The 26,746-nt window shown below is 41.3% G+C and carries 21 protein-coding genes and 1 riboswitch; of the genes, 9 read left to right on the forward strand and 12 right to left on the reverse strand.

Going from position 1 to position 26,746, the window contains the following annotated elements:
- Positions 1 to 1,295: DNA translocase FtsK 4TM domain-containing protein (locus JWQ85_RS18085; protein WP_299470413.1), on the reverse strand; the 1,295-nt coding region annotated here is incomplete at its 3' end.
- 83 nt (positions 1,296 to 1,378) lie between these two features.
- On the opposite strand from JWQ85_RS18085, the gene JWQ85_RS18090 reads away from it, so the two are divergent.
- On the forward strand, positions 1,379 to 2,026 hold the full coding sequence (locus JWQ85_RS18090) for an ankyrin repeat domain-containing protein (RefSeq protein ID WP_299470415.1): 648 nt from the start codon (positions 1,379 to 1,381) through the stop codon (positions 2,024 to 2,026).
- 87 nt (positions 2,027 to 2,113) lie between these two features.
- Here the strand turns inward: JWQ85_RS18090 and JWQ85_RS18095 are convergent, their stop codons facing one another.
- From JWQ85_RS18095 to JWQ85_RS18110, 4 genes are read right to left on the reverse strand one after another with little or no spacing between them, the layout of a single operon-like run.
- The gene (locus JWQ85_RS18095; RefSeq protein WP_299470417.1) at positions 2,114 to 2,857 is read right to left on the reverse strand and encodes a hypothetical protein; all 744 of its coding nucleotides are present in this window, start codon (positions 2,855 to 2,857) and stop codon (positions 2,114 to 2,116) included.
- A 6-nt stretch (positions 2,858 to 2,863) separates the two neighbouring features.
- The gene (locus JWQ85_RS18100; protein ID WP_299470419.1) at positions 2,864 to 3,244 is read right to left on the reverse strand and encodes a GntR family transcriptional regulator; all 381 of its coding nucleotides are present in this window, start codon (positions 3,242 to 3,244) and stop codon (positions 2,864 to 2,866) included.
- A gap of 11 nt (positions 3,245 to 3,255) precedes the next feature.
- On the reverse strand, positions 3,256 to 4,167 hold the full coding sequence (locus JWQ85_RS18105) for a hypothetical protein (RefSeq protein ID WP_299470421.1): 912 nt from the start codon (positions 4,165 to 4,167) through the stop codon (positions 3,256 to 3,258).
- Positions 4,168 to 4,170: 3 nt separating this feature from the next.
- Positions 4,171 to 5,007, reverse strand: coding sequence for an ATP-binding cassette domain-containing protein (locus tag JWQ85_RS18110; RefSeq protein WP_299470423.1), 837 nt, complete (start codon positions 5,005 to 5,007; stop codon positions 4,171 to 4,173).
- Positions 5,008 to 5,167: 160 nt separating this feature from the next.
- On the opposite strand from JWQ85_RS18110, the gene JWQ85_RS18115 reads away from it, so the two are divergent.
- Positions 5,168 to 6,496 (forward strand): serine hydrolase, encoded by a 1,329-nt coding sequence (locus JWQ85_RS18115; RefSeq protein WP_299470425.1) that lies wholly within the window; start codon positions 5,168 to 5,170, stop codon positions 6,494 to 6,496.
- Positions 6,497 to 6,568: 72 nt separating this feature from the next.
- Here the strand turns inward: JWQ85_RS18115 and JWQ85_RS18120 are convergent, their stop codons facing one another.
- From JWQ85_RS18120 to JWQ85_RS18130, 3 genes are all read right to left on the reverse strand, one after another.
- Positions 6,569 to 6,754 carry a hypothetical protein gene (locus JWQ85_RS18120; protein ID WP_299470427.1) on the reverse strand — a complete coding sequence of 62 codons (186 nt, stop codon included), beginning with the start codon at positions 6,752 to 6,754 and terminating at the stop codon, positions 6,569 to 6,571.
- Positions 6,755 to 6,892: 138 nt separating this feature from the next.
- Complete coding sequence (locus JWQ85_RS18125) at positions 6,893 to 7,624, reverse strand: DNA-formamidopyrimidine glycosylase family protein (protein ID WP_299470429.1); 732 nt, start codon at positions 7,622 to 7,624, stop codon at positions 6,893 to 6,895.
- Between the two features lie 121 nt (positions 7,625 to 7,745).
- Positions 7,746 to 8,810: a branched-chain amino acid aminotransferase gene (locus JWQ85_RS18130; RefSeq protein WP_299470431.1), complete on the reverse strand. Its 1,065-nt coding sequence runs from the start codon at positions 8,808 to 8,810 to the stop codon at positions 7,746 to 7,748.
- Between the two features lie 107 nt (positions 8,811 to 8,917).
- On the opposite strand from JWQ85_RS18130, the gene JWQ85_RS18135 reads away from it, so the two are divergent.
- The gene (locus tag JWQ85_RS18135; RefSeq protein WP_299470433.1) at positions 8,918 to 9,394 is read left to right on the forward strand and encodes a hypothetical protein; all 477 of its coding nucleotides are present in this window, start codon (positions 8,918 to 8,920) and stop codon (positions 9,392 to 9,394) included.
- Here the strand turns inward: JWQ85_RS18135 and JWQ85_RS18140 are convergent.
- Together JWQ85_RS18140 and JWQ85_RS18145 are read right to left on the reverse strand one after the other, a co-directional pair.
- The gene (locus JWQ85_RS18140) at positions 9,381 to 10,334 is read right to left on the reverse strand and encodes a tryptophan 2,3-dioxygenase family protein (RefSeq protein WP_299470435.1); all 954 of its coding nucleotides are present in this window, start codon (positions 10,332 to 10,334) and stop codon (positions 9,381 to 9,383) included. The genes JWQ85_RS18135 and JWQ85_RS18140 overlap by 14 nt on opposite strands.
- Positions 10,335 to 10,353: 19 nt before the next feature.
- Positions 10,354 to 10,857, reverse strand: a complete 504-nt coding sequence (locus JWQ85_RS18145; RefSeq protein ID WP_299470437.1) for a hypothetical protein — start codon at positions 10,855 to 10,857, stop codon at positions 10,354 to 10,356.
- An 86-nt stretch (positions 10,858 to 10,943) separates the two neighbouring features.
- Positions 10,944 to 11,008: riboswitch (Fluoride riboswitch) on the forward strand.
- A 25-nt stretch (positions 11,009 to 11,033) separates the two neighbouring features.
- Here JWQ85_RS18145 and JWQ85_RS18150 point away from each other — a divergent pair.
- Both JWQ85_RS18150 and JWQ85_RS18155 read left to right on the forward strand, forming a co-directional pair.
- Positions 11,034 to 12,374: a voltage-gated chloride channel family protein gene (locus JWQ85_RS18150; protein ID WP_299470439.1), complete on the forward strand. Its 1,341-nt coding sequence runs from the start codon at positions 11,034 to 11,036 to the stop codon at positions 12,372 to 12,374.
- Positions 12,375 to 12,448: 74 nt separating this feature from the next.
- Positions 12,449 to 12,925 carry a universal stress protein gene (locus tag JWQ85_RS18155; RefSeq protein WP_299470441.1) on the forward strand — a complete coding sequence of 159 codons (477 nt, stop codon included), beginning with the start codon at positions 12,449 to 12,451 and terminating at the stop codon, positions 12,923 to 12,925.
- A 27-nt stretch (positions 12,926 to 12,952) separates the two neighbouring features.
- Here JWQ85_RS18155 and JWQ85_RS18160 read toward each other — a convergent pair whose 3' ends face one another.
- Both JWQ85_RS18160 and JWQ85_RS18165 read right to left on the reverse strand, forming a co-directional pair.
- Positions 12,953 to 13,813, reverse strand: a complete 861-nt coding sequence (locus JWQ85_RS18160; RefSeq protein ID WP_299470444.1) for a YitT family protein — start codon at positions 13,811 to 13,813, stop codon at positions 12,953 to 12,955.
- Positions 13,814 to 14,012: 199 nt separating this feature from the next.
- On the reverse strand, positions 14,013 to 14,774 hold the full coding sequence (locus JWQ85_RS18165; RefSeq protein ID WP_299470446.1) for an NUDIX domain-containing protein: 762 nt from the start codon (positions 14,772 to 14,774) through the stop codon (positions 14,013 to 14,015).
- Between the two features lie 183 nt (positions 14,775 to 14,957).
- Between JWQ85_RS18165 and bglX the strand changes: the two genes are divergently transcribed.
- The 4 genes from bglX to JWQ85_RS18185 form a co-directional block, all read left to right on the forward strand.
- Positions 14,958 to 17,267 (forward strand): beta-glucosidase BglX, encoded by a 2,310-nt coding sequence (bglX, locus tag JWQ85_RS18170; RefSeq protein WP_299470448.1) that lies wholly within the window; start codon positions 14,958 to 14,960, stop codon positions 17,265 to 17,267.
- Between the two features lie 860 nt (positions 17,268 to 18,127).
- A complete protein-coding gene (locus tag JWQ85_RS18175) occupies positions 18,128 to 21,346 on the forward strand; it encodes a TonB-dependent receptor (RefSeq protein WP_299470450.1) in 3,219 nt (1,072 codons plus the stop codon).
- A 31-nt stretch (positions 21,347 to 21,377) separates the two neighbouring features.
- Positions 21,378 to 23,216: a RagB/SusD family nutrient uptake outer membrane protein gene (locus JWQ85_RS18180; RefSeq protein ID WP_299470452.1), complete on the forward strand. Its 1,839-nt coding sequence runs from the start codon at positions 21,378 to 21,380 to the stop codon at positions 23,214 to 23,216.
- A gap of 78 nt (positions 23,217 to 23,294) precedes the next feature.
- Positions 23,295 to 26,746, forward strand: a 3,452-nt coding sequence (locus JWQ85_RS18185) for a VCBS repeat-containing protein (protein ID WP_299470454.1), incomplete at its 3' end; no start/stop codon positions are given.

Below are 26,746 nucleotides of genomic sequence, written 5' to 3' on the forward strand. Positions count from 1 at the left end.
TCCAGGTTTTTGATCTTGGAGATCCGCACACCCGGGGCAGGTATAATTTCATATAGCGTAACCGTTGGCCCAATGGTGGCTTTAATTTTATCAATCTCGATGTTGTAGTGGTTCAGCGTTTCAACAATTTTGTTTTTGTTGGCTTCCAGTTCTTCCGAGTTTACAGCAATTTTAGACGAGCCGTAGTTCTCTAAAAGGTCTATCCCGGGGTATTTGTAGCTCGCAAGGTCAAGCTTATGGTCGTACATGCCAAACTGCTCTACCAGGCTTTTGGCCTTATCATCGTCGCTTATTTCGATGTTTAAAATAGGGTTGGGGCGCTCTACATCAATGGTGAGCGGTATCTCGGTTTCTTCCTCAGGCTCGTGGCTGGTGGTATCTGGGCGCAGTGTAACAGGCTCGTGAAAAGGAGTGTTCTGTGTCATTGGCTGCTGTTTCAGCGGCTCTATTGTTTCGGTGGACTGGTTAGCCAGCATATCTTTAACACGGTTACCATTTCTTGGCCATTCTACAGGTAAAGAAATCTCTTCATCAACCAGTTCAACAGGCTCGGGTGTTACACCATCCACAGCCATAGGCGAAACTCTTTCTTTTCGCTGCGGTAATTTAAAGTCGATGTTATAGGCGATGATTAATACTGTTAGCGCTAAAAACAGCAGTATAAAACCGGTACCCGACTGGCCCACCTGCGCGGCTAATAAACGGTTTGTCCAAAAGCCGAAGTTACCTTCTAAAAAATGGGGGTAATCGATTATAAAAGCGTGGAAAAATCCTATAGATACCGATATAAACACGATACCAAAAAAGGAATAGGCCAGCATTTTACTAACCGAGAATAGTTTTATTTTGAATAACAGGCGGTAGCCAATAGTGAAAAATATAAACACGAACAGGAACGATGCTATACCAAACCACTCGAAAATGAACTGGTTAGATAATAGCGCGCCAAACTTACCCAGCCAGTTATCAACCATGGGGTTGTTAACGCCGTTCTCTAAAAGCTCTTTTGTGGTTTTGAACAGGTTGCCCCAGCCGCCGTTTGCTTTTGAAACATAGCTTTGGTCTTGCTGCCAGGTAAACAGGTAGGAGGTGAAGGCGATAAGGAAAAACACCGACAGCACCAGGAAAAACAGGCCTAATATTTTGATAGCCCTGCCGTCGCGCAAGTCGAAAAGTGGCAAGCGCTCGATTGGCTGCTTTACAGGCCTTTCTCTTTCGGGTTTTGATCCCGGTTTGCGTGGCTGGTTCTCTTCCTTAAAGCTATTTGATCTGAACTGGTTTCCTTTAATCGGCATCCTGTAATTTGAACGTTTAATTGCAAATATAAAGTTATTAGATTAAACAGATATTTTTTAATTTTTTAGTAATATTGAATTAAATGAGCGTTGAAAAACTGGAAGAATTTATTGCCAATGCCGATACTGATGCTTTAGATGCCTTGCTGGCCGCAAACCCCGAACTGGCTAAAGCAAAAACAAGCCTTAACGTATCGCCGTTAATGCTTTCCTGCTATTATCATAAACCGGTGGTGACTAATATTTTGTTAAAACATACAAGAGATCTTACCCTTTTTGAGGCAGCCGCTGCCGATAGGTTTGATGATGTTGCCCATCTTATTTACACCCATCCCGAAAGAATTGATTCGTATGCCGACGACGGTTTTACCGCTTTAGGTCTCGCCAGCTATTTTGGCCGGTTTGATATTGCCCGCTACCTGGTGCTAAAAGGTGCAGATGTGAACCGCCCGAGCGACAATGGTTTTAATGTTTATCCGCTTCATTCTGCCGCGGCCGGTAATTTTACAAGCACCGCCCGCATGCTCATAGAGAACGGCGCCGATGTTAATGTGAAGCAACAAGCCGGTAGCACACCGCTGCACTCTGCCGCTCAAAATGGCAATTTGGAGTTGTTGATATTGCTGCTTGAAAAAGGCGCCCATGTTGATATCCGCATGGAAGGTGGCAAACTCCCCGCCGACCTTGCCCGCGAAAAAGGTTATGACGAAATAGCAGAGATATTAGGTTAAACAAAAGATAAAGGACGAATACTTTAAAATACAACAGCGGGCAAATTACACTTGCCCGCTGTTTTTGTTAACTATGATAAGGTATGGTTAAGGGATCAATAGTTGCTTCACATCGCCGGCTTTGCCTTGCACGCTGATCCATGCCAGGCTATCAATAGTACCCGGATGAAAATGCTTTGCAGAATAAACATCTACAGTTAATCTGCCTTTTTTGGGTAGGTTGTAATAAAAATCGTTTATCTTATTCTGCTGCGCATTTACTTCAGACGAATCTTTTAGGGTAAGATCCAGCCTGTCTGCCAATAAACCCTGGAAATCTAAGTTACTTTTACCATCAACAGTGATTTTAACATTATTATCAGTATGTAAATTTCCGTAGATATTAAACCTGCCGTAAGATACATCAACACTGTGCAGATCGTTAGTGCCTATTCTTACAACATCGGACTGGTAATACATGTAAGACGATTCGTCGTATACGGCATTTTTATGGAACGTAACGTAAAGTGTGTCGTTAGAAATGCGGTGTTTTACAATATCTGCGTAACCTCTTAAAATGTTTATAAAATTATCATTGAATTGGCCTACCTGTATTGGAGGCCGCCAGTTTGCGTTTTTTTCATTTTTGCTGCCATAGGTTAACGATCCGTTTACCACAAGGTATTTAAAGTGAGGCAACTTTATTTCGGTGTATTGCTGGTTAGGGTCGGGCCTTAATTCTAAAACTATGTTATGCGCTTGTAGCTGTTTTTTTAGTAAAGAATTATATGCCCATAATGATGCCGGGATACAGGCGAAAAATATGATGAGTAATTTTGTGCTTGTTTTCATGTTGGATTAAGATTTAGGTGTGTTAGTAGACTGAATAAATTGCTCGTGTTGCGCCTGCATATCTGCAAGGGTTATACCTAATAGCTGCATTTTTTTGAACACCTGCGGCAGCTCTTCTTTTATAAATTGCCCGCGCCTGGCTTTAAGGATATTTTTTGCGGCGTTGGCCTGTGTAAAATAACCCATACCCCGTTTGGTGTAAATGATATCCTGATTTTGCAGGTGCTCATAAGATCGCATTACCGTGTTGGGGTTTACCTCCAGCATTACAGCAAGCTCCCTTACAGAGGGGATCTTTTCATCGGTTTTCCAGGTACTCTGCTGTATCTGGTCGCACACATAATCTGCTATCTGCAGGTATATGGGCTGTGTGTTGTTAAACTCCATAATAATATGGTTTACAATTGCGTTTCTTTAAGCCTTAACCAGGTTATCAGCCATAAAAATGGTATAGCTAATATGGCTAACAGGTTAAATATGAATTTACTGCCATCGCTTATAGATAAACCCATTGTTATCAGGTGTGGTTTAAGCAAATTGAAGTGCATACGGTATACTTCATCCTTAAAGTACATGGTAGCATCAGCGTACGCTGATGTAGACTGTAAAACGGGATTGGTAACATTTACTATACCTGTAGTATCTTTAATACGCCCGCCCGCTTCATTATATAAAATTTGCCTCATGTTTATTTTAGAATGGCTTATTGTTTTCATGTCTAACATACGCTCGGCAATAATTGGATTTATCGTTATCATACCAAAAAACATTACGAAAACAAGTACAATGGTTTTAAGAATAGTGTAGCGTTTAAACATTACCGAACACAGCAGTACCATTGCCTGTAACATTAGGTATACAACTATCATAGTATTAAAATTCCTTCTTAGGTCAAGATCATATAAAACAGAGGTGTGGCCAATAATTTCGGTATCGATGTAATGGATAATGGCCATAACGGGGTAAGTTACCAGCAGATAAGCCAAGGGGAAAACAATTGCCGCGTATATAATAGCTGTTACCAGTTTTTCTAAAGCTGAAGCAGGCAGGGTTAAAGCCTGTATGCCTTTTACCTTATTGTTAAATTTGCTTAGTATGGTTGTTGTAAAAATAGCCCCTGCTACAGCGGCACCACCTAATAATACATCGCACTGGATATTATAGGTAAGCCCATCGCGTTGGGCCGCATTCAATAAAAAAGCAGCACCCATAATGCCTGCAGTAGCTAATAAACCCAATAGGTATAACTGACGGTTCTCGGCCCATTGTTTTTTGGATAATAACCAAACCCTGTATATTGAAAATTGCATGTGTTAAGATTTTAATTGTGATTGTATCTGGTTCTTTTCGGCAAGTACGGCGTTGAAAAATATCTCCATATCTATTTTAGAGCTTTCTTGCTTCAGGTTTGGGGCCACAACGGCGTAGCCCTTCAGGCCGCCTTCGCTGTACACGGGCGAGTTGATTTCCTTAAGCTCCATAACCTGTTTAAAAACAAGTTTTTCGGTAATACGGTCGGTAGATTCATTTACGATGATCTGTTTGTCTTCCAGTACCAATACATGGTCTATCAAACTGTCCAGGTCGCGTACCTGGTGGGTACTTATAATAATGATCTGGTCGTCAACCAAAGTGCCCGCTATTATCTTGCGGAACTGCTTTTTTGATGGGATATCCAGGCCGTTAGTAGGCTCGTCCATTAGTAATATTTTTGCCTGTGTGGCCAAAGCGAACGCTATCATCACCTTCTTTTTTTGGCCATAGCTCATGTTCTGCAACTTGTTTTCTGCGGGAATCTCAAACTCTTTTAAAATATTGTAAAACAACCCAAAGTTGAATGTTGGGTAAAAGGGGGCATACACATCCAGGTAACTTTTAATAGATACATTGGGCAGGTACACTTCTTCGGGAAGCAGGTAAACCTGTTGCAAAAATTGAGGGCTACGCCTTTCGGGTTTATCACCAGCTACCAGGCACTCACCGCTTTGGGGGAACAGCAAACCACATATATTATGTAACAGGCTTGATTTGCCGGCGCCATTGCGGCCAAGCAAGCCGTAAATATGGCCGGGAGCAAGTTTTAAGTTAAGGTTTTGGAGCACCGTTTGCTTACTGCGGTACCCAAAGGTTAGGTTTTTAATATCTATCATGATTAGGTGTTTAGTGTATTAGTTAAATAGTACACTGCAAGTGTAAGTGTTAAATTTGATACTTCAAAATAAATCATGAATTATTTTTGAGAAGCGTACATTTAAATAACTATTGTAACAACCTATAGTAATAGCACTCCAATATTTAAACCACATCACCATGATAAAAAGAATACTTCCCTTATTACTACTTGCATTAGGGTTAAACTTTAGCCTGCATGCCCAAAGCCTGAAAAAAGCCCGTTTAGATAGTTTGCTGGATGTGCTTGCTGCCAATAATAAAAGCATGGGCAGTTTGGCCATATCGCAAAACGGAGAGATTCTTTATCAAAGAAGCATTGGCAACGCGGTAGTTGATAGCCCTGCTACCGTACCGGCATCTGCAAAAACAAAATACCGCATAGGCTCTATCAGTAAAATGTTTACCGGTGTAATGGTTTTTCAACTGATTGAAGAGGGTAAACTGACCCTGGAAACCACCCTGGATAAATTTTATCCGCAGGTAGCTAACGCAGGGAAGATAACTATTGCTATGATGTTAAGCCATCACAGCGGCTTGCATAACTTTACTAACGACCCTACATACATGACCTACATGGTTGCACCGCAAACGCACAAACAAATGCTTACCCGGATAGCGGCCATGAAAGCCGATTTTGAACCGGGTGCCAAAGGCGTATACAGTAATACCAATTTTGTACTGTTGAGTTATATTATTGAAAAAATAACTAAGAAAACTTATCCCGAGCTGGTGAAACAGCGTATTGCCTCAAAAATAGGTTTAAAGGACACCTATTACGGCGGTAAAACTAATGTGGCTAATAACGAGGCATTGTCTTATACTTATTCCAACAACAAATGGAGCAAGTTTATGGAAACTGATATGAGCATCCCATCAGGTGCAGGTTCAATGGTGTCAACTCCTGCCGATCTGGATAAATTTATCGAAGCCTTATTTGCCGGTAAGTTGATAAAGCCTGCCAGTTTAGAGCAAATGAAAACCATTAAAGATGGTTATGGTATGGCCATGTTTTTAAACCCATTTAAAGATAAGGCAAAGTATGGACATGGCGGCGCTATAGATGCATTCCGGTCAGAGTTGGCTTATTTTCCCGAGGAGAAATTAGCTGTAAGTTATATCTCAAATGGTGGCACTTACTCCCCGGGTAAAGTTATGGAGGGTGTATTAAGTATTTGTTTGAAAGTGCCTTATACTATCCCGAGTTTTGCTGAAGTAAAAGGGTTTGATAGACATATAGGTGTTTACGCGAATCCAGAACTGCCTATAAAAATTACCATTTCAAAAGAAGGCTCAAACTTAATAGCTCAGGCCACCGGTCAGTCTTCATTTCAGCTTGATGCCACCACAACAGCCGATAAATATCAGTTTGAATCAGCAGGCATTGTAATGGAGTTTCGCCCGGATAAAGGCGAATTTACACTGAAACAGGGCGGTAAAGAATATGTGTTTACGAAAGAGGTTAAATAGCGAATGTCAGTTTGAGCTTGTCGATTACTTAGTCCCTAATGATCCGACAAGCTCATCATGACACGTGAATATTTATTCAAACTGCAATTCCCATTTATCATCACCACCATCAACCACACGGAAGATGGTTTTTTCTACATAAGCATAATCGTCAGATGATTCGATCCTGATGGTTTCATGGTCGTGATACTCGGCTTCGCGGGGTACCATAATAGCTGTTAATGATGCGGGGTTGCCTTCAATTGTTATCGTTTTCATTGTTGTATCGGTTATGATAGTTCAACAAACAGATTACGAATAAGTTTCTGTTAAGATATGTCAGTCTGGCCTGTCGAAGACTTGTAAAAGGCTAATGGTTCGACAAGTTCATCATGACAATCAAATTCGCATCAGCAATTAATACTTCACCTGGCATAATTCGCAATAAAAACTTGCCCTGCGCGATTTGCCGGTGTCTTTGCGGATAAACGGTACATGGTTACGTGGACATTCCTTTTTATGATAAGCCTGCCAGTGCCTCTTCAACGTACCTTTCTTTTTTTGTTGCAGAAATTCAAAGCTGTATCGGATAGTTTCGTTTATCATTTCCTTTACTTTTTTTGAAGGCATTGCAGCAATCAAACTTTCCGGATGTATGCGGCTGCGAAACAACACCTCGTTCTTGATAATATTACCTACGCCCGAAAACAGTTGCTGGTCCATTAAGGCGTCGCAGGCTAATAGGTTAGGTAGGGCTTTCATTTTCTTGATAGCCTTTTTGGTATCCCACTCGGGGTTCATCACATCTGCCGACCAATCATACACTTTATCCAGCGGCTCTTCTATCAATTGCAGCAGGCAGGCGTAAAAGTTTAGTTCGCCATCTTCAAATTGCAGGTGCAGGCGTGGTGGTTTTTCGGTGTGCGAGTTAATACGGTAAGTGCCAAACATCATCATGTGGATGCGTATGGTAAATTGAGGGAAGCAGATTAAAAAATGCTTGCCCCAGCTTTTAAAGGCGGTAATGGTTTGGTCCGTAAGGATTTCAGTATCCAGCGTATCATTATTACAGGTTGCGGCGATAACTTTTTCACCTATAAATTGCTGTACCTTTTCCTTTAATATCAGGATGCTTGGCCCCTCAGGCATAAAATTGATTTATGAGGGAAGGTGCAAATATTGAGCCAACAAGCTTGTCCACAACTGTTAGGATTGTAGCAAAAAAAATCCCCGCATGTAAATGCGGGGATTCCTATTTAAGCAGGCAGAATTATACGATATAATTCCAGCCGTTAGTGTCTTCGGCGCGGCCGTATTTGATATCGTCAAGAGTTGATAAAACCTTTTTAGAGAACTCACGCGTTTGCGGGTCGCTCAGGAAATATTCTTCGCCTTCAAAGCTTATTGAAGCTACAGAAGCAATAGTTGCAGCAGTACCGGCGCCAAAAGCGTCGGTTAGTTTACCATTTTTTGCTCCTTCTATCAATTCGGCTACAGATACCTTACGCTCTTCAACCGGGATGCCCCAGCTTTTAGCCAAAGCGATAACCGTATCGCGGGTTACGCCATCAAGGATAGTATCTTTTGCTTCGGCAGTTATCAGTGTACCATCTAACAGGAACATCGCGTTAGCGGCACCCATTTCTTCAATGTACTTATGTTCTTTGGCATCTGTCCAAATCAATTGGTCAAAGCCTTCTTCGGCAGCTTTACGCGCAGGCAGCATAGATGAACCATAGTTACCGGCAGCTTTTGCAAAGCCCATACCACCTTCGGCAGCGCGGGTGTAATGTGTTTCAATTTTAACCCTAAGCGGTTTTGAAAAGTATGGGCCAACCGGGCCAACAATTACTACAAATTTATAGGTAGCCGATGGGTTTACGCCCAAAAATGGGTCGGTAGCAAACATGAACGGGCGGATGTACAGGGCATGGTTAGCCTTGCCCGGGATCCATTCACGGTCAATATCAACCAAAGCGGCAATGCTTTGTACAAATACTTCTTCGGGCAGGGTAGGCATGCACAAGCGCTCTGCCGATTTATTAAAGCGGATAGCGTTCTTGTCTGGGCGGAAGATAGAAACCTTGCCATCGGCATGTTTGTAGGCTTTAATGCCTTCAAAAAACGACTGGCCATAATGCAGTGCAGAAATAGCAGGGCTCATTAAAATTGGGCCGTAAGGCAGTATCTCAAAATTCTTCCATTCGCCATCAATATAATCGGCCACAAACATGTGGTCAGAAAAAACCTTACCGAAAGGCAGGGTATTAAAATCCGTTTCAGCTAAACGGGAATGTTGTGTTTTGGTGATCTTTATGTCCAGTGTGTCGGTCATGGCGTATGTATTTAATCGAAAAATGGCAAGTTAAAAAATTTTTAAGCGATTTTTTAATTTTTAAGTCTTTTGAAGGCTATATTACCGCAAATTAACAAATAGCTGATATGCCTGTATACCGTTTTAGCCCGCAGGGCAACATTGACATGAAAAAAACCTGGGTACGCACCATGCTGGTATACTATGGGATAATTATAGCGGTATTTGCCTACAACCTGCTTTATAAAGGGCACAACCCATTAAGCATAGGCATTTTTGTAGTTATTGTAGCAGCTCTTACTTTTGGGTATATCTTCGGGCGTAAAAAATACTTCGCCATTATTGACAGCACCGAATTAACAGCAGATGATACCGAAGTAACGCTACGGGTGAAAGACAGGCCCGATATTACCATCGCCTATCGTAACATCAAAAAGATAACCCATCGTAAAGACGGCATCCACCTGAGCAGTAAACTACCGGCCGAGCCATCGATGATCATCATTAATAAATTCGAGGATTTTTACGGGATAGAAAAAATGATTACGGATAAGGTTAACGCTAATGAATTACCGACTGACACGCAGGGTGCTATAATTCGCTAATCACCTTTTCTACCCAGGCTTTACCCCAGTTTTCCAGTTGCTCTGCGTTCCATAACGATGGATAGAATATGCGGCGTTGGAAACGCGGAGGCAGGTATTTCTGCCAGTTGGTGCCTCCTGTTGCCTTGATATCTTCGGGGTCGCGGTTTAGGTAACGCACGGCAGATTTATAGTGGCACAGCGGCCAGTTCACGTTTACATTAACATCCAGTTGGCGCAGTTCATCTTCTAATGCTTTGGTGCTTTCGCCCTGGTATTTAAATTGTTGCAACAAGGCGTTAAAGTTGGTGTTAGCTACATCTTTGCCCAGTTGGATAAAGGTTTTGGCATATTTTTTCTCGAACTGTTTTAAGGTAAGGGTTTGTTTACCGGTAGATAATTCGGTCGCGCCAAATTTCCAGTAGATGTGTTCAAATTGCTCTTCAACAGATGCGTTGCCCAGGGCTGCGCGCTGGTCGACAATTACCAGGTTAATGAAATCGGTAGCATAGATCTCTATCAGGCGGTACTGTCCGCTTTGAAAGCCACTGGCCGGTAATAACGACATCCTGAACTGCAGAAACTGCTCTTTCTCCATACCATCCACCATGATCTCGAACGAGTGGGTAAGCGCTTCAAAGTAGCGATTAATGCGTTTTAAACGTGTGGTGAAAAACTCTGCAGTAAGATTTTCCGCACCTGCTATCTGCTTGCACTCGTGCAGGGTAAGCTTAAAATAAAGCTCGGTTATCTGGTGGTACATAATGAAGATCTCTTCATCAGGGAAGGGCGTTTTAGGGCTTTGCAGGCTCAAAAGCGTATCCAGGTGAATATAATCCCAATAGGTTAAAAAGTCGGCATGCAGCAGGCCATCAAGGTACGATGTCATATCCTGGCCCATGGCATTGTATTTTTCTTGCAGCAGGGTAAGCCTTTTTTCTATTTCGGGAGAGATGCTCATGAGGGCAAATATAGAAAGTTTAGGGATTAGATTGAGCGGCCTCTATTTGCTCTATTTTTTTTATTCTATCACGAATAATTTCGGTTGCGCCAGCATAATACCAGGGCGAAGAATCCCTGTCAAATTCAAAGCTAAAATGTATCCAGAAGAACTTAAATCCTAAAATATAGCCACCGCCGTCACTGCAGTCGGGACAACCAAAACTCCCCCATATATTAGATAATAGCAAAAGGGGGGCATTAAATTTCAAATCTTCAAAATTACCTTTTATTACTTTGTGGACATTGGTAGCTGTATCTGTCGATGTATCATCAATTGTTAATTCATTGGAGGTGATTTTGTATTCTGTATGGCACATTCCTTGCCCACATTCTCCTGCAAAATAGCCAATATACTCAGTGTTAAAGCTAAACCTGATAAGTGAGAAAGCAAATACAAGGCATATTATCAGAAAAACTTTTGTCTTTTTAGATAATTTGTGCCATTTAAAATTCAGGTTGACAGATTCTTCGCTAATTCCCATGCCTGTTAATATCTGTTTGCCAAATAGGTAACCCTAACTTTAAGCCATGGGTATAAAGTTTAAACTAAAAAACTATATTTGTGCTATACAAACAAGGCAATGGTGTTCTGCCTACTTGAACCGCTGCAAAGCTGATGACGCCTACCCCAAATAAGTTGTTTATTTGCACGTAGGTTATGTTTAAAAATATCGTTTCAAAACAAATTTCCCTCTTAAAATACCTTACCCGCTGGACGCTGATCAGCATACCTTTAGCTATTGCTATTGGCAGTATGGTAGCGCTGTTTTTGTGGCTGCTTACCTGGGCTATTCATTTCCGTTTCGCGCATACGTGGCTGCTGTACCTTTTGCCGGCGGCGGGTGTGGTTATTCATTTGTTATATAAATTGTACGGGCAAAGTGCCGAGCGGGGCAATAACCTTATTATTGATGAGATTCACCAGCCCGGTGCGGGTGTGCCCAAACGCATGGCGCCGCTTATTTTAGTTACTACCGTTATTACCCATCTGTTTGGCGGTTCTGCAGGTCGCGAGGGCACTGCCGTACAAATTGGTGGCAGTTTGGCCAACCTGTTTGGCGGCTGGCTAAAGCTAAATGAGGCTGATAAAAAGGTAATATTAACCGCAGGTGTAGCGGCCGGTTTTGGGGCAGTGTTCGGTACACCGCTAACCGGTGCCATTTTCGCGCTGGAGGTTATTGCTATTGGCAATATCCGGTATAATGCTTTGCTACCTTGTTTAATTGCTGGCCTAATTGGCGATATCACCGTATCTGCATGGGGGGTGCATCATACCTTATATCATGTAGATATAGTTAACACCAGTCAGGACCTATACGGGCTTCATTTGCCTGTAAGCTTATGGCTGCTTGCGAAAGTTATAGTGGCATCGGCAGTGTTTGGGTTGGTGAGCCGGGCTTTTGCAAAGGCAGTACATTTGGTAAAAAACTTCTCTTTAAAATGGATAAAAATCACCTGGCTGATACCCGTTTGCGGCGGATTGATAATTATTTTACTCACGTTTATTTTAGGCAAGCCCGATTATTTAAGTCTGGGTGTTGACGCAGAATACCCAGGCGCGGTAACCATTGTATCTGCTTTTCAGCATGCCGGAGCCGATGCTTTTAGCTGGTTGTGGAAATTGATATATACTGCCATTACTTTAGGCACGGGTTTTAAAGGGGGCGAGGTTACACCATTGTTCTACATAGGTTCTACCCTGGGTAATACACTGGCCGAATTAATGAATGCACCCGTGAGCCTTTTTGCTGCTTTAGGTTTTATAGCTGTATTTGCCGGCGCAACCAATACACCGCTGGCCTGCACCTTAATGGGTATTGAATTGTTTGGCGGGGAGTATGCCCTGTTTTTTGCAGTAGCCTGTTTTACCGCTTACTTTTTTAGTGGCGAAGGGGGCATCTATTCTGCCCAGCGGGTAGCTACACCAAAGATTGTTGAGGGTGACGATGGCCATTCGCCAAAATATCTAAGGCGTATGTTTTCAAAGTATAAATTTTAAGCAAATCAAGATATTTTACTGAAAACAAATGTAGTATTGATTGTTTAGTAAGGATAACCACAATCCTTAAAGCCATGAAGATTAGCAAGATACTTATTGGGATAGATGACAGCAAATTTGCTGAATACGCAGCCTCGTATGGCTTTGATATAGCGCGCACCTTTAATGCCCATGTTGGCCTGGTGCATATTGTTGAGCCCGCAATAACTACGGATACTGCTACCGATACAATAATGGGCATGCCCCTGCAAACACCTGATTATAACGAAATGAATTTACTGGAGTTTCAGAAAGAACAGGCGGAAAGCATTATAGAGCGCACTATTGCAAAATATGCTAACGGGTTGCAGGTTACCCAGTTTAATGAATACGGTTCAACCGCTGATGGTATTTTAAATTGTAGTAAAGAATTTAAGGCTGATCTTATTGTAATAGGAACCCACAGCCGCAGCGGTATAGATCGCCTGCTAATGGGCAGCGTTGCTGAAAGCATTGTACGTAATTCACATATACCTGTTTTGGTGGTGCCAATGTTAGATGGTAACGAGTAGAAACCTACTATGCAAAATCAGGAACCGTTAGTGCCCTTTCTTACGTTTAAGCAAACCACCTGTAGTATCATCAACGCTTTGTTGTACAATAAATGCTGCCGGGTCTATTTTTAATATTTCCCGTTTTAATAAAGGTACCTCTAAACGTGTGGCAACGGTAAAGATAATTTCCCGTGGGGCATTAATGTGCCCATCTTTTCCGTATCCGCTTTTGCCCTGATAAACTGTAACCCCACGGCCAAGGGATTGGGTAATAGCCACGCGGATCTCTTCGCCTTTGGCAGATACTATGGTCATACCGGTATATTGCTCCAGGCCGTTTAATATAAAATCTATCATTTTAGATGCAGCCAGGTAGGTTAAAATAGAATACAAACCCGATTCTACACCTAATAAGAACACCGCGGCAGTAAATATTACTACGTTTAATATCAATATCACATCGCTTACACGCACTACCTGGGTCTTTTTACTTACCAGCAGGGCGGCTATTTCGGTACCATCAAGTACGGCGCCACCACGAATAGCCATACCGATACCTGCACCTATAAATACACCTCCAAAAACAGCTGTTAATAGTTTATCATGCGTAACATCAGGGAAGTGTACAAATGCCAGGCAAAGCGACAGTCCGCCTATTGACAACGCGCTTTTTACAGCGAAAGTTAGCCCCAGTTTACGATAGCCTAAAAACAAGAAAGGGATATTGATAACAAATATCAGAACAGAAAGCGGTGTTTTAGTAGCATCGGCTAACAACATGGATATACCGGTTACGCCACCATCAATAAAATGACTGGACAACAAGAACCCTTTTAACCCCATACTGGCCGATAAGATGCCAAATACAAGTAATGTAAGATCAACAAGTACGTTTTTAAACTTCATAAGCAACGGTAATAGTAGCAGGGGTTAAGATAGTAAAATTTGAGGGAATGAGACGCCAGGAGCTTTAAATTGACGTTTACAATACAACAATGAGAGGGTTGGAGCCGCGCAGCAATCGTATGGACAATGCATAATATTAGCATGCAGGGAACAGCCCCTACACTCAAAATAACATATTAAAATAAATGATTGTGACTATCTACCAGCCGCTCTTCAATCCCTCTTTTAAAGCAGCCTGGTAGTTTTCCAGGTCGAAGGAATATAGATAGGGGGCTTTATGTGCACCGCCTTTACGGGTTGTTTCCAGTTTATTTAATATGCCAAAGCCCAGCATGCGGCGTTGAAAGTTACGCCGGTCAAGCTTTTTGTCCAGTATGGTTTCATAAAGCTTTTGCAGTTCGGGCATGGTAAACTCTTTGGGCATCAGGTTATAACCTATGGGCTGGTAATTTAACTGAAGGCGCAGCGTATCTAAGGCGGTTTTAAATATTAATTCGTGGTCAAGCTGGAAACGGGGCAGGTCGTTAAGGTCGCGCCAGGTACATACTTCCGAAAAATTGTCGGGCGTGGGTATAACGTTAAAAAAATCTACCAAAGCATAATAGCCGATAGATATAAAACGCTTGGCGAAGAAGTTTTGATCTTCGGGCAGCATATCCTTATACATCTCGTTATGTATTTTAGAACGGTCCGGATCGCCAAAAACGTAAAATTGCTGCAAAAATATTTCATCAATACCGGTACGTTCTTTTAATATACGGTCGGCGGCATTTTCAATAGGTTCTTTTTTAAGCACAAAGCCCCCCGGCAGGTACCAGGCTTCCTCATTATTGCTTTTAAGCATCAAAACCTTCATTTGCCCCCCATGAAAACCAAAAACTACACAATCTATTGATATGTGATTTAAGTATATTTTACCGGCCTCGGCCCAAAATTCTTCCAGCTCTTGCTTAGTTAACATTTATGCTATTGATAAAAAATTACTTTGATTGTTTAAATTTAATATTTACAATTGTGTACCAATTACACCATGCATTAAGCAACATTAAAAACAATTATAACTAATAAGTTTTACAGTAATTTAATATTACGGAAATTTAATAGCTACAACGATATATTAAAATACACCCCAAAGCTGTTATTGATGAAAAAATATTTTACCACTAAGCGTATTGTTTACTTGAGCGCGGCTGTGCTGCTTTGCCTGCCCTTTAGTAATGCCACGGCCCAGAAACAAACCGAAACTGCAAAAATGAATGTTTTTGTTAGCGGTTTAATGAAAAAAATGACCGTTGATGAAAAAATAGGGCAGCTAAACCTGGTAACAGGTGGTATGGCTATAACGGGTTCGGTAACAAATAGTGGCATTGCCGATGGTGTTAAAAAAGGTGCCATAGGCGGTGTATTTGGTTTATACGGAACAGACAACGTTCGTAAAATGCAGGAAGCTGCTGTAAAGGGTACCCGCCTGCATATCCCTTTAATATTTGGCTTAGATGTTATACATGGCCACCGTACCATTTTCCCTATACCGTTGGGCATGTCTACCACCTGGGATTTGGGGTTGATAGAGCAATCGGCACATATTGCAGCTAAAGAGGCTACTGCCGAAGGTTTAAACTGGGTGTTTTCGCCCATGGTAGATATTGCCCGTGATGCAAGATGGGGGCGTATATCTGAAGGTAGCGGTGAAGACCCATGGTATGGCGGACAAGTTGCAGCGGCAATGGTTAAAGGTTACCAGGGTACCAGCTTAAAAAATGCCGATGCTGTTATGGCCTGTGTAAAACACTTTGCACTATATGGCGGCGCCGAAGCCGGCCGCGAGTATAATACGGTTGATATGAGCCGTTTAAATATGTATAACTATTACCTGCCGCCATACAAAGCAGCGCTTGATGCGGGTGCGGGCAGCTTCATGAGCTCGTTTAACGTGGTTGATGGTGTGCCGGCAACTACCAATAAATGGCTACTAACAGATCTGTTGCGTAAGCAATGGGGTTTTAACGGCTTTGTAGTATCAGATTATACCGCTTTAAATGAAGTTACCAACCACGGCCTTGGCGATCTGCAAACGGTATCGGCGCTGGCATTAAAAGCGGGTTTAGATATGGATATGGTGGGTGAGGGCTTCTTGTCGACACTGAAAAAATCATTACAACAAGGTAAGGTAACCATGGCCGATATTGATCTGGCTTGCCGCCGGGTGCTGGAAGCCAAGTATAAACTTGGTCTTTTCCAAAATCCATACAAATCAATTAATGCGCAAAAAGAGAAAACAGAAGTATTTACCGATGCTAACCGTAAGGCGGCACGTATGACTGCCGAGCACTCTTTTGTATTGCTTAAAAATGCTAACCAAATATTGCCGCTAAAAAAATCGGGCGGTAGCATTGCTGTTGTTGGCCCACTGGCAGATAATAAAAGGGATATGCTGGGCACATGGGTTATTGCCGGCGAGTGGGAAAAATCGGTAAGCGTATTAGAAGGTATAAAACATGTGGTTAACGACGACGTAAAAGTTACCTATGCCAAGGGCGCTAATATTACCGACGATACCACATTCATGAAACGCCTTAACTTTGGCCCGGGCATGGTTAGCCTTGATCCTAAATCGCCACAGGATATGCTGGAAGAAGCTGTGAAAACCGCTAAAAAGGCTGATATAATAGTTGCCGTAGTTGGCGAATCGCAAAGCATGAGCGGCGAATCATCAAGCCGGTCAGATATCAGCATACCAGAAAGTCAGCAACTTATGTTAAAGGCTTTGGCAAAATTGGGTAAACCTATTGTTATAGTATTATTTAACGGCAGGCCGCTTACCCTAACCTGGGAAAATGATAATGCCGCTGCTATATTAGATGTTTGGGCCCCGGGCACCGAGGCGGGTAATGCTGTGGCCGAGGTATTGTTTGGTAACTACAATCCGTCGGGTAAGTTAACTACAACGTTTCCGCGTAGCGTAGGTCAAATCCCTTTATACTATAATCACTTAAATACCGGTCGCCCATATTCATCAGGGCCAACCAAGTTCAAATCAAATTATTTAGATATCAGTAACAATCCGCTATACCCATTTGGTTATGGTTTAAGTTACAGTAAGTTTAATTATAGTAATGTTAAGCTAAATAAAACCAGGTTAAAAGGCAACGAAACTTTAACGGCAACGGTTACGGTAACCAATGATGGCCCTTATGCAGGCGAGGAAGTTGTACAGTTATATATTAGCGACCCCGCCGCGAGCATTAGCCGCCCGGTAAAAGAGCTTAAGGATTTCAAAAAAATAAACCTGCAAAAAGGAGAGAAGCAGGATGTTACTTTTAAGATAACCCCTAACCAGTTAAAATTTTATAACAGCCAGTTAAAATACGATTGGGAGCCCGGTTCGTTTATTATACAAATAGGTACAAACTCTGCCGATACAAAAACCGCTAAAGTACAGTGGGCCAAATAGGTTTAAGTGCTTCATTATAAAAGAGTTTTTAGTTAAATTTCTTTTATATTAAATTTTAACTAATATGCCTTACTGATATCAGTAAGGCATATTTTTTTTATACAAAGTGTGTATTTCATATCAAAAGGTAGTTGGTGTAAAGAGTCGCATTTTTATTGGTACCTTATTTGGCAGGGGTAAGCAATCTTAACATAAGTTTAACAACTGCTTTATTTTATAGAACCAACTTCTTAAAAATTTAATAAAAGTTTTTAAGTTTTTGAATGATGTGTACTGATTTGGGGCTTTTAAAATATCAAAACATGATTTTTGGCAAAAAAAACCTTTTATAACAAGAATATTACATTGCGATATTGTTATTTTAAATATTGAATTATTAACAGGAGTTTAACAAATGGTTATCTAATTGATACATTGTTCATTAATTATCTTAAAAAAATAAATAATTAATAATTCTATTGGAGAAACTTGTGTAACGTGGACACTCTGTTTATATTAGAGCATTACCAATTATAAACTTTCTTTTTTTAGAAAGAGAAACTGAATTTAACGGACAAACCACATTGATGAACCTTAAGTATGAGGGGCATAAATGGGCAAACAGAATAAATTTTTAGCAGGATAGTGTAACTATATGATAAAACTTTTACAATTTTTTCTTTTTGATTATCTCACACTCCTTATCTTATTAAGAAAGAATTCTTTAAGTCTTCCTCTATTTGCTATCCCTTGCAAATTAATAAACTTTATACCCATATGAAATAAGACCTTAAATCAAATATATTAATCAACTAAATCTCAATCTCATGTTTAAAAGTTTACTCCTTAAAGGAAGAACGCTATGCCTGCTATTATGCTGCATGGTATCTTCACTGGTAGTTACAGCTCAAACAAAACACACTGGAAGGGTTACCGGCAGCGACGACAAGCTACCCGTAGTTGGAGCCACTGTGCGCGTTAAAGGTACTACCATCGGTACACAAACGGACGTTAACGGACAGTTCAGTCTGAATGTTAGCCCTGGTGATGTGTTAACTATCTCATATCTGGGATATCAATCGCAAGATGTTACTGTAGGCGCCTCCGAAACAATTAGCGTTGTTTTACAGGCCGGCAGTAACACGTTAAACGAGGTAGTAGTAACTGGTTACACCTCGCAACGTAAAAAAGACATTTCCGGTTCGGTTGCAACAGTGAATGTTACAGCTGCAAAATCGGTTCCTACGGTAAGCTCAGAAAGCTTATTGCAAGGCCAGGCGGCCGGTGTTAACGTAATTACACAGGGTGCCCCCGGTGCAGGTGCTCAGGTTACCATTCGTGGTACCAGTAACTTTGGTAACTCATCGCCATTGTATGTAATTGACGGTTTACAGTCAGATAACATGTCAAACATTAACCCTAATGATATCGAATCTATATCGGTATTGAAAGATGCGGGTGCTGCTGCCATTTACGGTGTAAGCGGTGGTAACGGTGTTGTTTTGGTAACTACCAAAAAAGGCAGACAAGGCAAAACCGTAATTTCTTATGATGCGTTTTACGGAACAACGCAGCCAATAGGCGGTAACGTTTTTAATACGTTAAATGCTGGCGAATTTGAACAATTACTTAACAAAGTAGACCCTGGTAACGCATTGTTATTAGGAGGTAAAATTGCTGATTATGGTTATCAATCGGCAAATGGCAGAGGTGTTTTCAACCAGGCAGATGCCGGTACATTTCTTCCAAATTATCACTTAGATAATGACCCTAACTTTGATTACCTGATCCAGAAATTTACTAAAGGTGCAGGTACTGACTGGTATCATGAAATTTTTAAATCAGCCCCTATACAACAGCACACAATTAGTGCAAGTGGTGCAAGTGATAAAAATTCATACTTTATGTCATTAGGTTATACCAACCAGCAAGGTACTTTAATAGAGACTTACTTTAAAAGGTACCAGGCACGTGTTAACACTACATTCAGTGTTAAAGATCACGTACGCTTGGGCGAAAACTTTAGCTTTTTCTACATCCAGTCGCCAAACGGTGGTGGTGGTTTAGCTAACGGTGGTAACCAAAACGAAGGTAACCCTATCTCTGAAACCTACCGTACACTTCCTATTATCCCTGTTAGAGACATTGGAGGTAATTTAGGTGGTACTTACGCTGGCCCGGCTGCATTGGGTAACGCCCTAAACCCGGTTGGTATACAAGAGCGTCAAAGCACTACTAACACCAATCAATGGGGTATGCAAGGTACCGCGTTTGCTGAGGTTGATTTCCTGAAACACTTTACAGCACGTACAGCCTTTAGCACAGATATATCTAACAGATATTATTATAATATTGCTTACCGCCAGTATGATAGCGGTGAGGCCCATGGTGGTACAAACAGCTATAATGAAGGTTCATCATATGATACCAGGTATAACTGGAGTAATACTATCAATTACAAGCAAGTTTTTGGTAAACACAGCATTAACTTATTGGGTGGTTTTGAAGCCAGGAGCATTAGCCATCGCCAAATGGATGCATCAGTTAAGAACCTGTTCTCTCTTGATCCTTTCTTTGCAAACCTTAGTAATGGCCAGGCTGGTTCAACAACTGCTACCAGCGGGTTCTACGATCCAAATAATCAAACAACATTCCCAAACAAAGTAATGTCATTCTTTGGTCGTTTAGATTATGTATTTGCTGATAAATATATATTAGGTGCCACTATTCGTCGTGATGGTAGCTCTGTATTCTACACAGGTCAAAAATGGGGTACATTCCCATCCGTATCATTGGCATGGCGTGCATCTCAGGAAGATTTCCTGAAAGGTGTTAGCTGGTTAAATGATTTGAAGATCCGCGGTAGCTACGGTATATCAGGTTACAATGGTAACGTAATAAGAAACAGCTTCTATAATGCCTTTGGCGGAAGCGCGGGTGGTTCTTCTTACCCAATTGATGGCTCATCAAATTCAGTTATAGGTGGGTACTACGCAAGTATAACAGGTAACCAAAATACAACATGGGAGCGCGATAAAGTGTTTAATGTTGGTTTTGATGCATCTATATTTAATCATTTTGATGTTACTGTAGAGTACTATAAAAAAACGATTACTAACCTCCTGCAAAATTTAGATTTATTAGCTACAGTTGGTGGCGGTCCTAATACCCGCCCTACGGTTAATATTGGTACGGTTGTAAATAAAGGTTTCGATATCAGTGCAACCTATCATGGCCAATCCGGCGGTTTTACTTATAACGTTGGTGCAAATATTACCACTGTTAAAAACAATATCACCGAGCTTGGTGCAGCTTTCTTCACAACAGGTATACGTAACGGTAACGTAGTTAAAAATGATGTTGGCACAAGTATAGGCCAGTTCTATGGTTACCAGGTACAAGGTTACTGGAATACACAGGCAGAAATTGATGCGCTAAATGCAGCGCAACAGCCGGATGTATTTGGTTCTGTATCACCATACCAAAAGGATGCTGCTCCGGGCCGTTTCCGTTATGCCGATGTTAATGGCGATAACAAAATTGATGATAATGACCGTACCTTTATTGGTAACCCTAACCCAGATTTTACATACGGTGTTAACTTAAGCGCTGCATACAAAGGGTTTGACTTTGCCGCGGTATTCTACGGCTCACAAGGTAACGATGTGTATAACTCGATCAAATACTGGACTAACTTCTATGGTTCACAAACCGGTAATAAAAGCCGCGATCTGTTATATAATGCATGGGACCCAGCAAAATCTGCTGCGCAAAATGCAGGTGCTAAAACGCCGATACTTGAAAAAACAACCACCTTTAGTACTGCTGATGCAATCAGCTCATACTACGTAGAAAATGGTTCATTCCTGAAACTACGTTCAGTACAGATAGGTTACACCTTTGGTACTAATATGTTAAAAAGTGTAGGTGTTGATAAGTTGCACGTATATGTACAGGGAACTAATTTATTTACTGCGACAAAATATTCTGGTCCGGATCCTGAACTACAATCTGTTGATAGAAACAGCCCCGGTATTGATTTAGGTAACTATCCTAATAATGAGCGCAGGTTTATATTTGGTGTTAACTTGTCATTTTAACAATAGCTAACTACATAAAAGATTTATAGTTATGAAAAATTTGAAATTAAAAATAATGATCCCGGCAGCAGTTCTACTGTTGGCCTCATCATATTCGTGTAAGAAATTCCTCGATCAGCCGGCAAATAGTGCACTAACACCGGATGTGGTTGCAACCAGGACAGGTGTTGACGGTATTTTAATAGGCGCCTATGCATTAGTAGATGGTGTTTATGCTGAACAAAAGGGCAGCCCATGGGAAACCGGTACCGACAACTGGATATATGGTAGTGTAGTTGGAGGGGATGCCTTTAAAGGCTCTAACCCGGGTGACCAGCCGGCTGCGGCTAACCTTGAAGCGTTTAATGCAACAGGTGCAAATGATTATCTTGATGATAAATGGCGTGTATGTTATGCAGGTGTGCAACGTGCAAACGATGTATTGCGTGTATTGCCAACAGTAAAAGACGGTTCAATTACCGCAGATCAAACAAAACAATACATTGCAGAAGCAAGGTTCCTACGTGGTTATTACCACCTGGAGGCTGCTAAATTATGGAAAAATGTACCTTATGTAGATGAAACCGTAACCTATGCTGCAAATAATTATGATTTGGCTAATGACGGCCCGATTTGGGATAAAATAACAGCTGATTTTGCCGCTGCTGCTGCCGATTTACCGGAAACCCAGCCACAAATTGGCCGTGCAAACAAATGGGCTGCTTTAGCTTTCGAGGCTAAAACGCTTATGTTTGATCATAAATACCCTGCAGCATCTGCTATTTTAACTGATATTATCGCTAATGGCAAAACAAGCTCTGGAGCTAAATATGCATTAGTACCGTACGCTAATAACTTTAACCCCTCAACAAAAAATGGGCCCGAAGGCGTATTCGTTGTACAAACATCTGTAAAAGATGGTGCAAACGGTTTAAATGGTAATGCAGGTAACGTATTAAACTTTCCGTCTGGTGGCCCTGCAGGATGCTGCGGTTTCTTCCAGCCAACGTTTGATTTTGCTAACTCATTTAAAGTTGATGCTAATGGTTTGCCATTAATTGATACTTACCAAAATGACTATATTAAAAATGACCAGGGTGTTGCAGCAGAGAATGCTACATATTTACCTGGCAATGAATTGCTTGATGCAAGGATCGACTGGTCAGTTGGCCGTCGTGGTATACCTTACTTAGACTGGGGTATTTGCCCTGGAGCTGCCTGGGCTCGTGATCAGCCAAATGGTGGTCCTTTCTTGCCTATTAAAAACGTTTATTACAAAGCTGCACAATCAACAACTTCAGATTCATACGGTGGTTGGGCTGCAAACCAGTCAACATCAAACAGCTACAATGCTATCAGATATGCTGACGTGCTATTATGGGCTGCAGAATGTGCTGTTGAAGCAAGCCAGCTTGGTGTTGCAGAAGGTTATGTTAACCAGGTTAGGGCTCGTGCTGCTATCCAAAGCGGTTGGGTTAAAGGTAAATTAACAGGCTATACCGGTGGCGATGCAACAAAACCAATTGTTGATAATACCCAATTTGCCGCTAACTATAAAGTTGGTTTATATACCGGTCAGTTTACTGCAAACGGCCAGGCTTTTGCACGTAAAGCGGTATATTTTGAACGTAAGATAGAATTAGGTATGGAAGGTCATCGTACCTTTGACTTGTCTCGTTGGGATGCCGTAAATGGCGGTCCTGCCGGTTCAATTATGGCAACAGAAATTGAGAAGTTCCTGAAAAACACTCGTGACTTTGGTGACAAGTTTACATCAGCCGTTATGAAGGTTGCTAAATTTACCGCAAACAGAAACGAACTATTCCCTATTCCTCAAGCTCAGATAGATTTATCTCCGGGTAAGAAACTAAAACAAAATCCAGGTTATTAATAATCAGTAACCTATAAAAGAGGGGAAGGTTATTATCTTCCCCTCTTTTTTTATTAATATATTTATTAATATCGTTAAATGAAACTCCTTAGATACCTGCTGTTTGTTGCTTTACCACTTTTTATATTCTCGTGTAAAAAGGCAACAATGTTTGAAAAAATATCTTCATCACATTCGGGCATAAAATTCAATAATGAAATTGTAGAAAATGATAGTATCAACCCACTTGATAAGCTGAATATTTATAACGGCGGCGGCGTTGGCATAGGGGATTTTAATAACGATGGCCTGCAGGATATTTATTTTATAGGTAACGCCGTACCAAACCGTTTATATATAAACAAAGGCGATTTTAAATTTGACGATGTTACCGAAAAGGCAGGAGTAGGTGGCAAAGGTGGCTGGGGCCGTGGTGTAGCTGTTGTTGATATAAACAACGACGGGCTAAAAGACATTTATGTATGCAACTCCTTATTGAACGATACAGTTAAAAGGCTTAACCTGCTTTATATAAACCAGGGGCCTGATAAGAATGGGGTGCCCATTTTTAAAGAATCATCAAAAGAATATGGCCTTAATATAAATGTACACTCTACAATGGCATCGTTTTTTGATTACGATAACGATGGCGACCTGGATATGTACCTTACCGTTAACGAGGCGCAATCAACAGATAATACAAGCTCATTTAGGCCAATTATAACAGATGGTACCAGCCGTAATACAGGCAGGTTGTATCGTAACGATTATAACCCGGCTCTAAAACATGGCGTTTATACAAACGTATCTAAACAAGCGGGCATATTAATAGAGGGTTACGGCCACGCAACAAGCATAGTGGATATTAACCGCGATGGCTGGAAAGATATTTACGTTACAAATGATTTTTTACCAAGCAATATACTTTACATAAACAACCACGACGGTACTTTTACCGATCGTACAAAAGAATACTTTAAACACACTGCCACAAGCGCCATGGGCCAGGATGTGCAGGATATAAATAACGACGGCCTTGCCGATGTTTTTGAACTGGATATGGATCCGGAAGATAACTATCGCAAGAAAATGTTTATGCCGGGTACATCATACCAGTTATACCAAAACTTTGACAATTACGGTTACCAATACCAATATAATCACAATACCTTACAGCTTAACCAGGGCCCGCGTTTAGGCCAAAATGATTCAATAGGCGCGCCTGTATTTAGCGAGGTAGCTTTTTTAAGCGGCGTAGCACAAACAGACTGGAGCTGGGGGCCTATGATAACAGATTTTGATAACGATGGCTTTAGGGATATAGTAGTAACAAATGGTTATCCCCGCGATGTTACCGATCATGATTTTATCGCTTTCAGGAACGAATCTTTTATCATTGCCAGTAAAAAACAAATATTAGCGCAAATACCTATTGTAAAAATATCAAATTACGCGTTTAGAAATAACGGCAGATTACAGTTTGAAGATGTAACCAAAAGTTGGGGGATGGATATAGCATCGTTCTCTAACGGTGCCGCTTATGCCGATCTGGATAACGATGGTACTTTAGATATGATCATTAATAATATTGATGACGAAGCATTTGTATACAAAAACAGATCGCGCGAAGATGATAAAGACAGCAATCACTATTTACAGATACAGTTTAAGGGCAATCCTCAAAACCGGGATGGGATAGGGGCTTGGGCAGATATTTATTATGACCATGGTAAACACCAGGTATATGAAAATACCCCATTCCGCGGCTATCTGTCAACCATACAAAATATAGCGCATTTTGGCTTGGGTAAAATTATAAGTATTGATTCGGTTGTAATAAAATGGCAGAACGGTAAGCAGCAAACACTAACAAACGTGAAGGCCGACCAGGTACTTAAGGTTGATATTAACAATGCAAAGGCAGGGTATAGCTTTGGTGTTTCGCCGGTAAATAGCCAGTCCTTATTTAGCGAGGTGACAAAATCAGTAGGAATAAACTATAAGCATAATGATGTTGATTTTGCAGATTTTAACGTGCAAAAACTACTGCCTCATAAGTTATCAGAATATTTACCGGCAGTTGCTGTAGGCGATGTTGATGGTAATGGCTTTGATGACATGGTTGTAGGTGGTACCTCAAAATACCCTGCCCAGGTTTTGTTACAACAGGCCGATGGCAAATTCACTCAGCGCAACTTGTTAGCTACAGCGGCAAACCCTACCGATAGGTACAAAGATGAGGGTTTGCTATTATTTGATGCAGATGGCGATGGCGACCTTGACCTTTATGCCGCAAGCGGTGGCTATGAAGATGCGCCAAACTCAAAATCGTATCAGGATAGGATCTATGCAAATGATGGCAAAGGGAACTTTACCTTGCAAGCGGGCGCTTTACCCGCAAACTTTACCAGCAAATTATGTGTAAAAGCGGTTGATTATAATAAAGACGGCTCGCTTGATTTGTTCGTATCAGGCAGGGTTGATCCGTGGAATTATCCTAAACCGGTATCAAGCTTTGTTTTACGTAACGACAGTAAAAAAGGACAACTTAAGTTTACTGATGTAACGCCAACCGTTGCCAAAGGCTTAAATAACTTAGGCCTGGTGTGCGATGCATCGTTTACAGATTATGATAACGATGGCTGGCCAGACCTGGTTATTACGGGCGAATGGATGCCGGTTACCTTCATGAAAAATGATCATGGTGTATTTAAAAATGTAACTGCCAACAGCGGTATAGCTGATAAGTTGGGCTGGTGGAATACTATTGCCGGCGGTGATTTTGACCACGACGGTGATATTGATTATATTGTGGGCAATACAGGTTTAAATACTTTCTACAAAGCTACCGACCAATATCCGGCTTATATAACCGCTAAAGATTTTGACAATAATGATAGTTATGATGCCTTCCCATCAGTTTTTTTAAAGGATAGGGATGGCAAAATGAAAGAGTTTCCGGCACATACCCGCGATGATATTGTAAAACAGATGATAAGCATGAGGGTAAAATACCAGAACTACAAATCATTTGCCGTCTCTACTATGGATAGTGTGATTACGCCCAAAATGCGTGAAGGGGCTATCAGGTTAAAAGCAAACGAATTGCAGTCTTGCTATTTGCGTAATGATGGTCATGGCAAATTTACCATGATACCATTGCCCATAGAAGCGCAGATATCTCAGCTGGCAGGTATTATCATAGATGATTTTGATGCTGATGGCAACCTTGATATAGCCCTTAATGGTAATGATTACGGTACCGAAGTTAGCACCGGCCGTTACGATGCCTTTAATGGTTTAATGTTAAAAGGTGATGGTAAAGGCGGTTTTAAACCTTTAACTATAATGCAAAGCGGCATTTATATACCGGGAAATGGAAAGGCATTAGTTAAATTGCGTAGTGCTAAAGGGGGGTACTTGTTGGCTGCTACACAGTATAAAGATGTAATGAAAGTGTTTGAACTGAAAAAGCCTGTGCGCACTGTAAGCATAAAGCCTTTGGATATGTTTGCCACCATCAAATATAAAAACGGAAAAACCGCGAAACA

This window comes from Mucilaginibacter sp., from assembly GCF_028288105.1.
Classification (GTDB): domain Bacteria; phylum Bacteroidota; class Bacteroidia; order Sphingobacteriales; family Sphingobacteriaceae; genus Mucilaginibacter.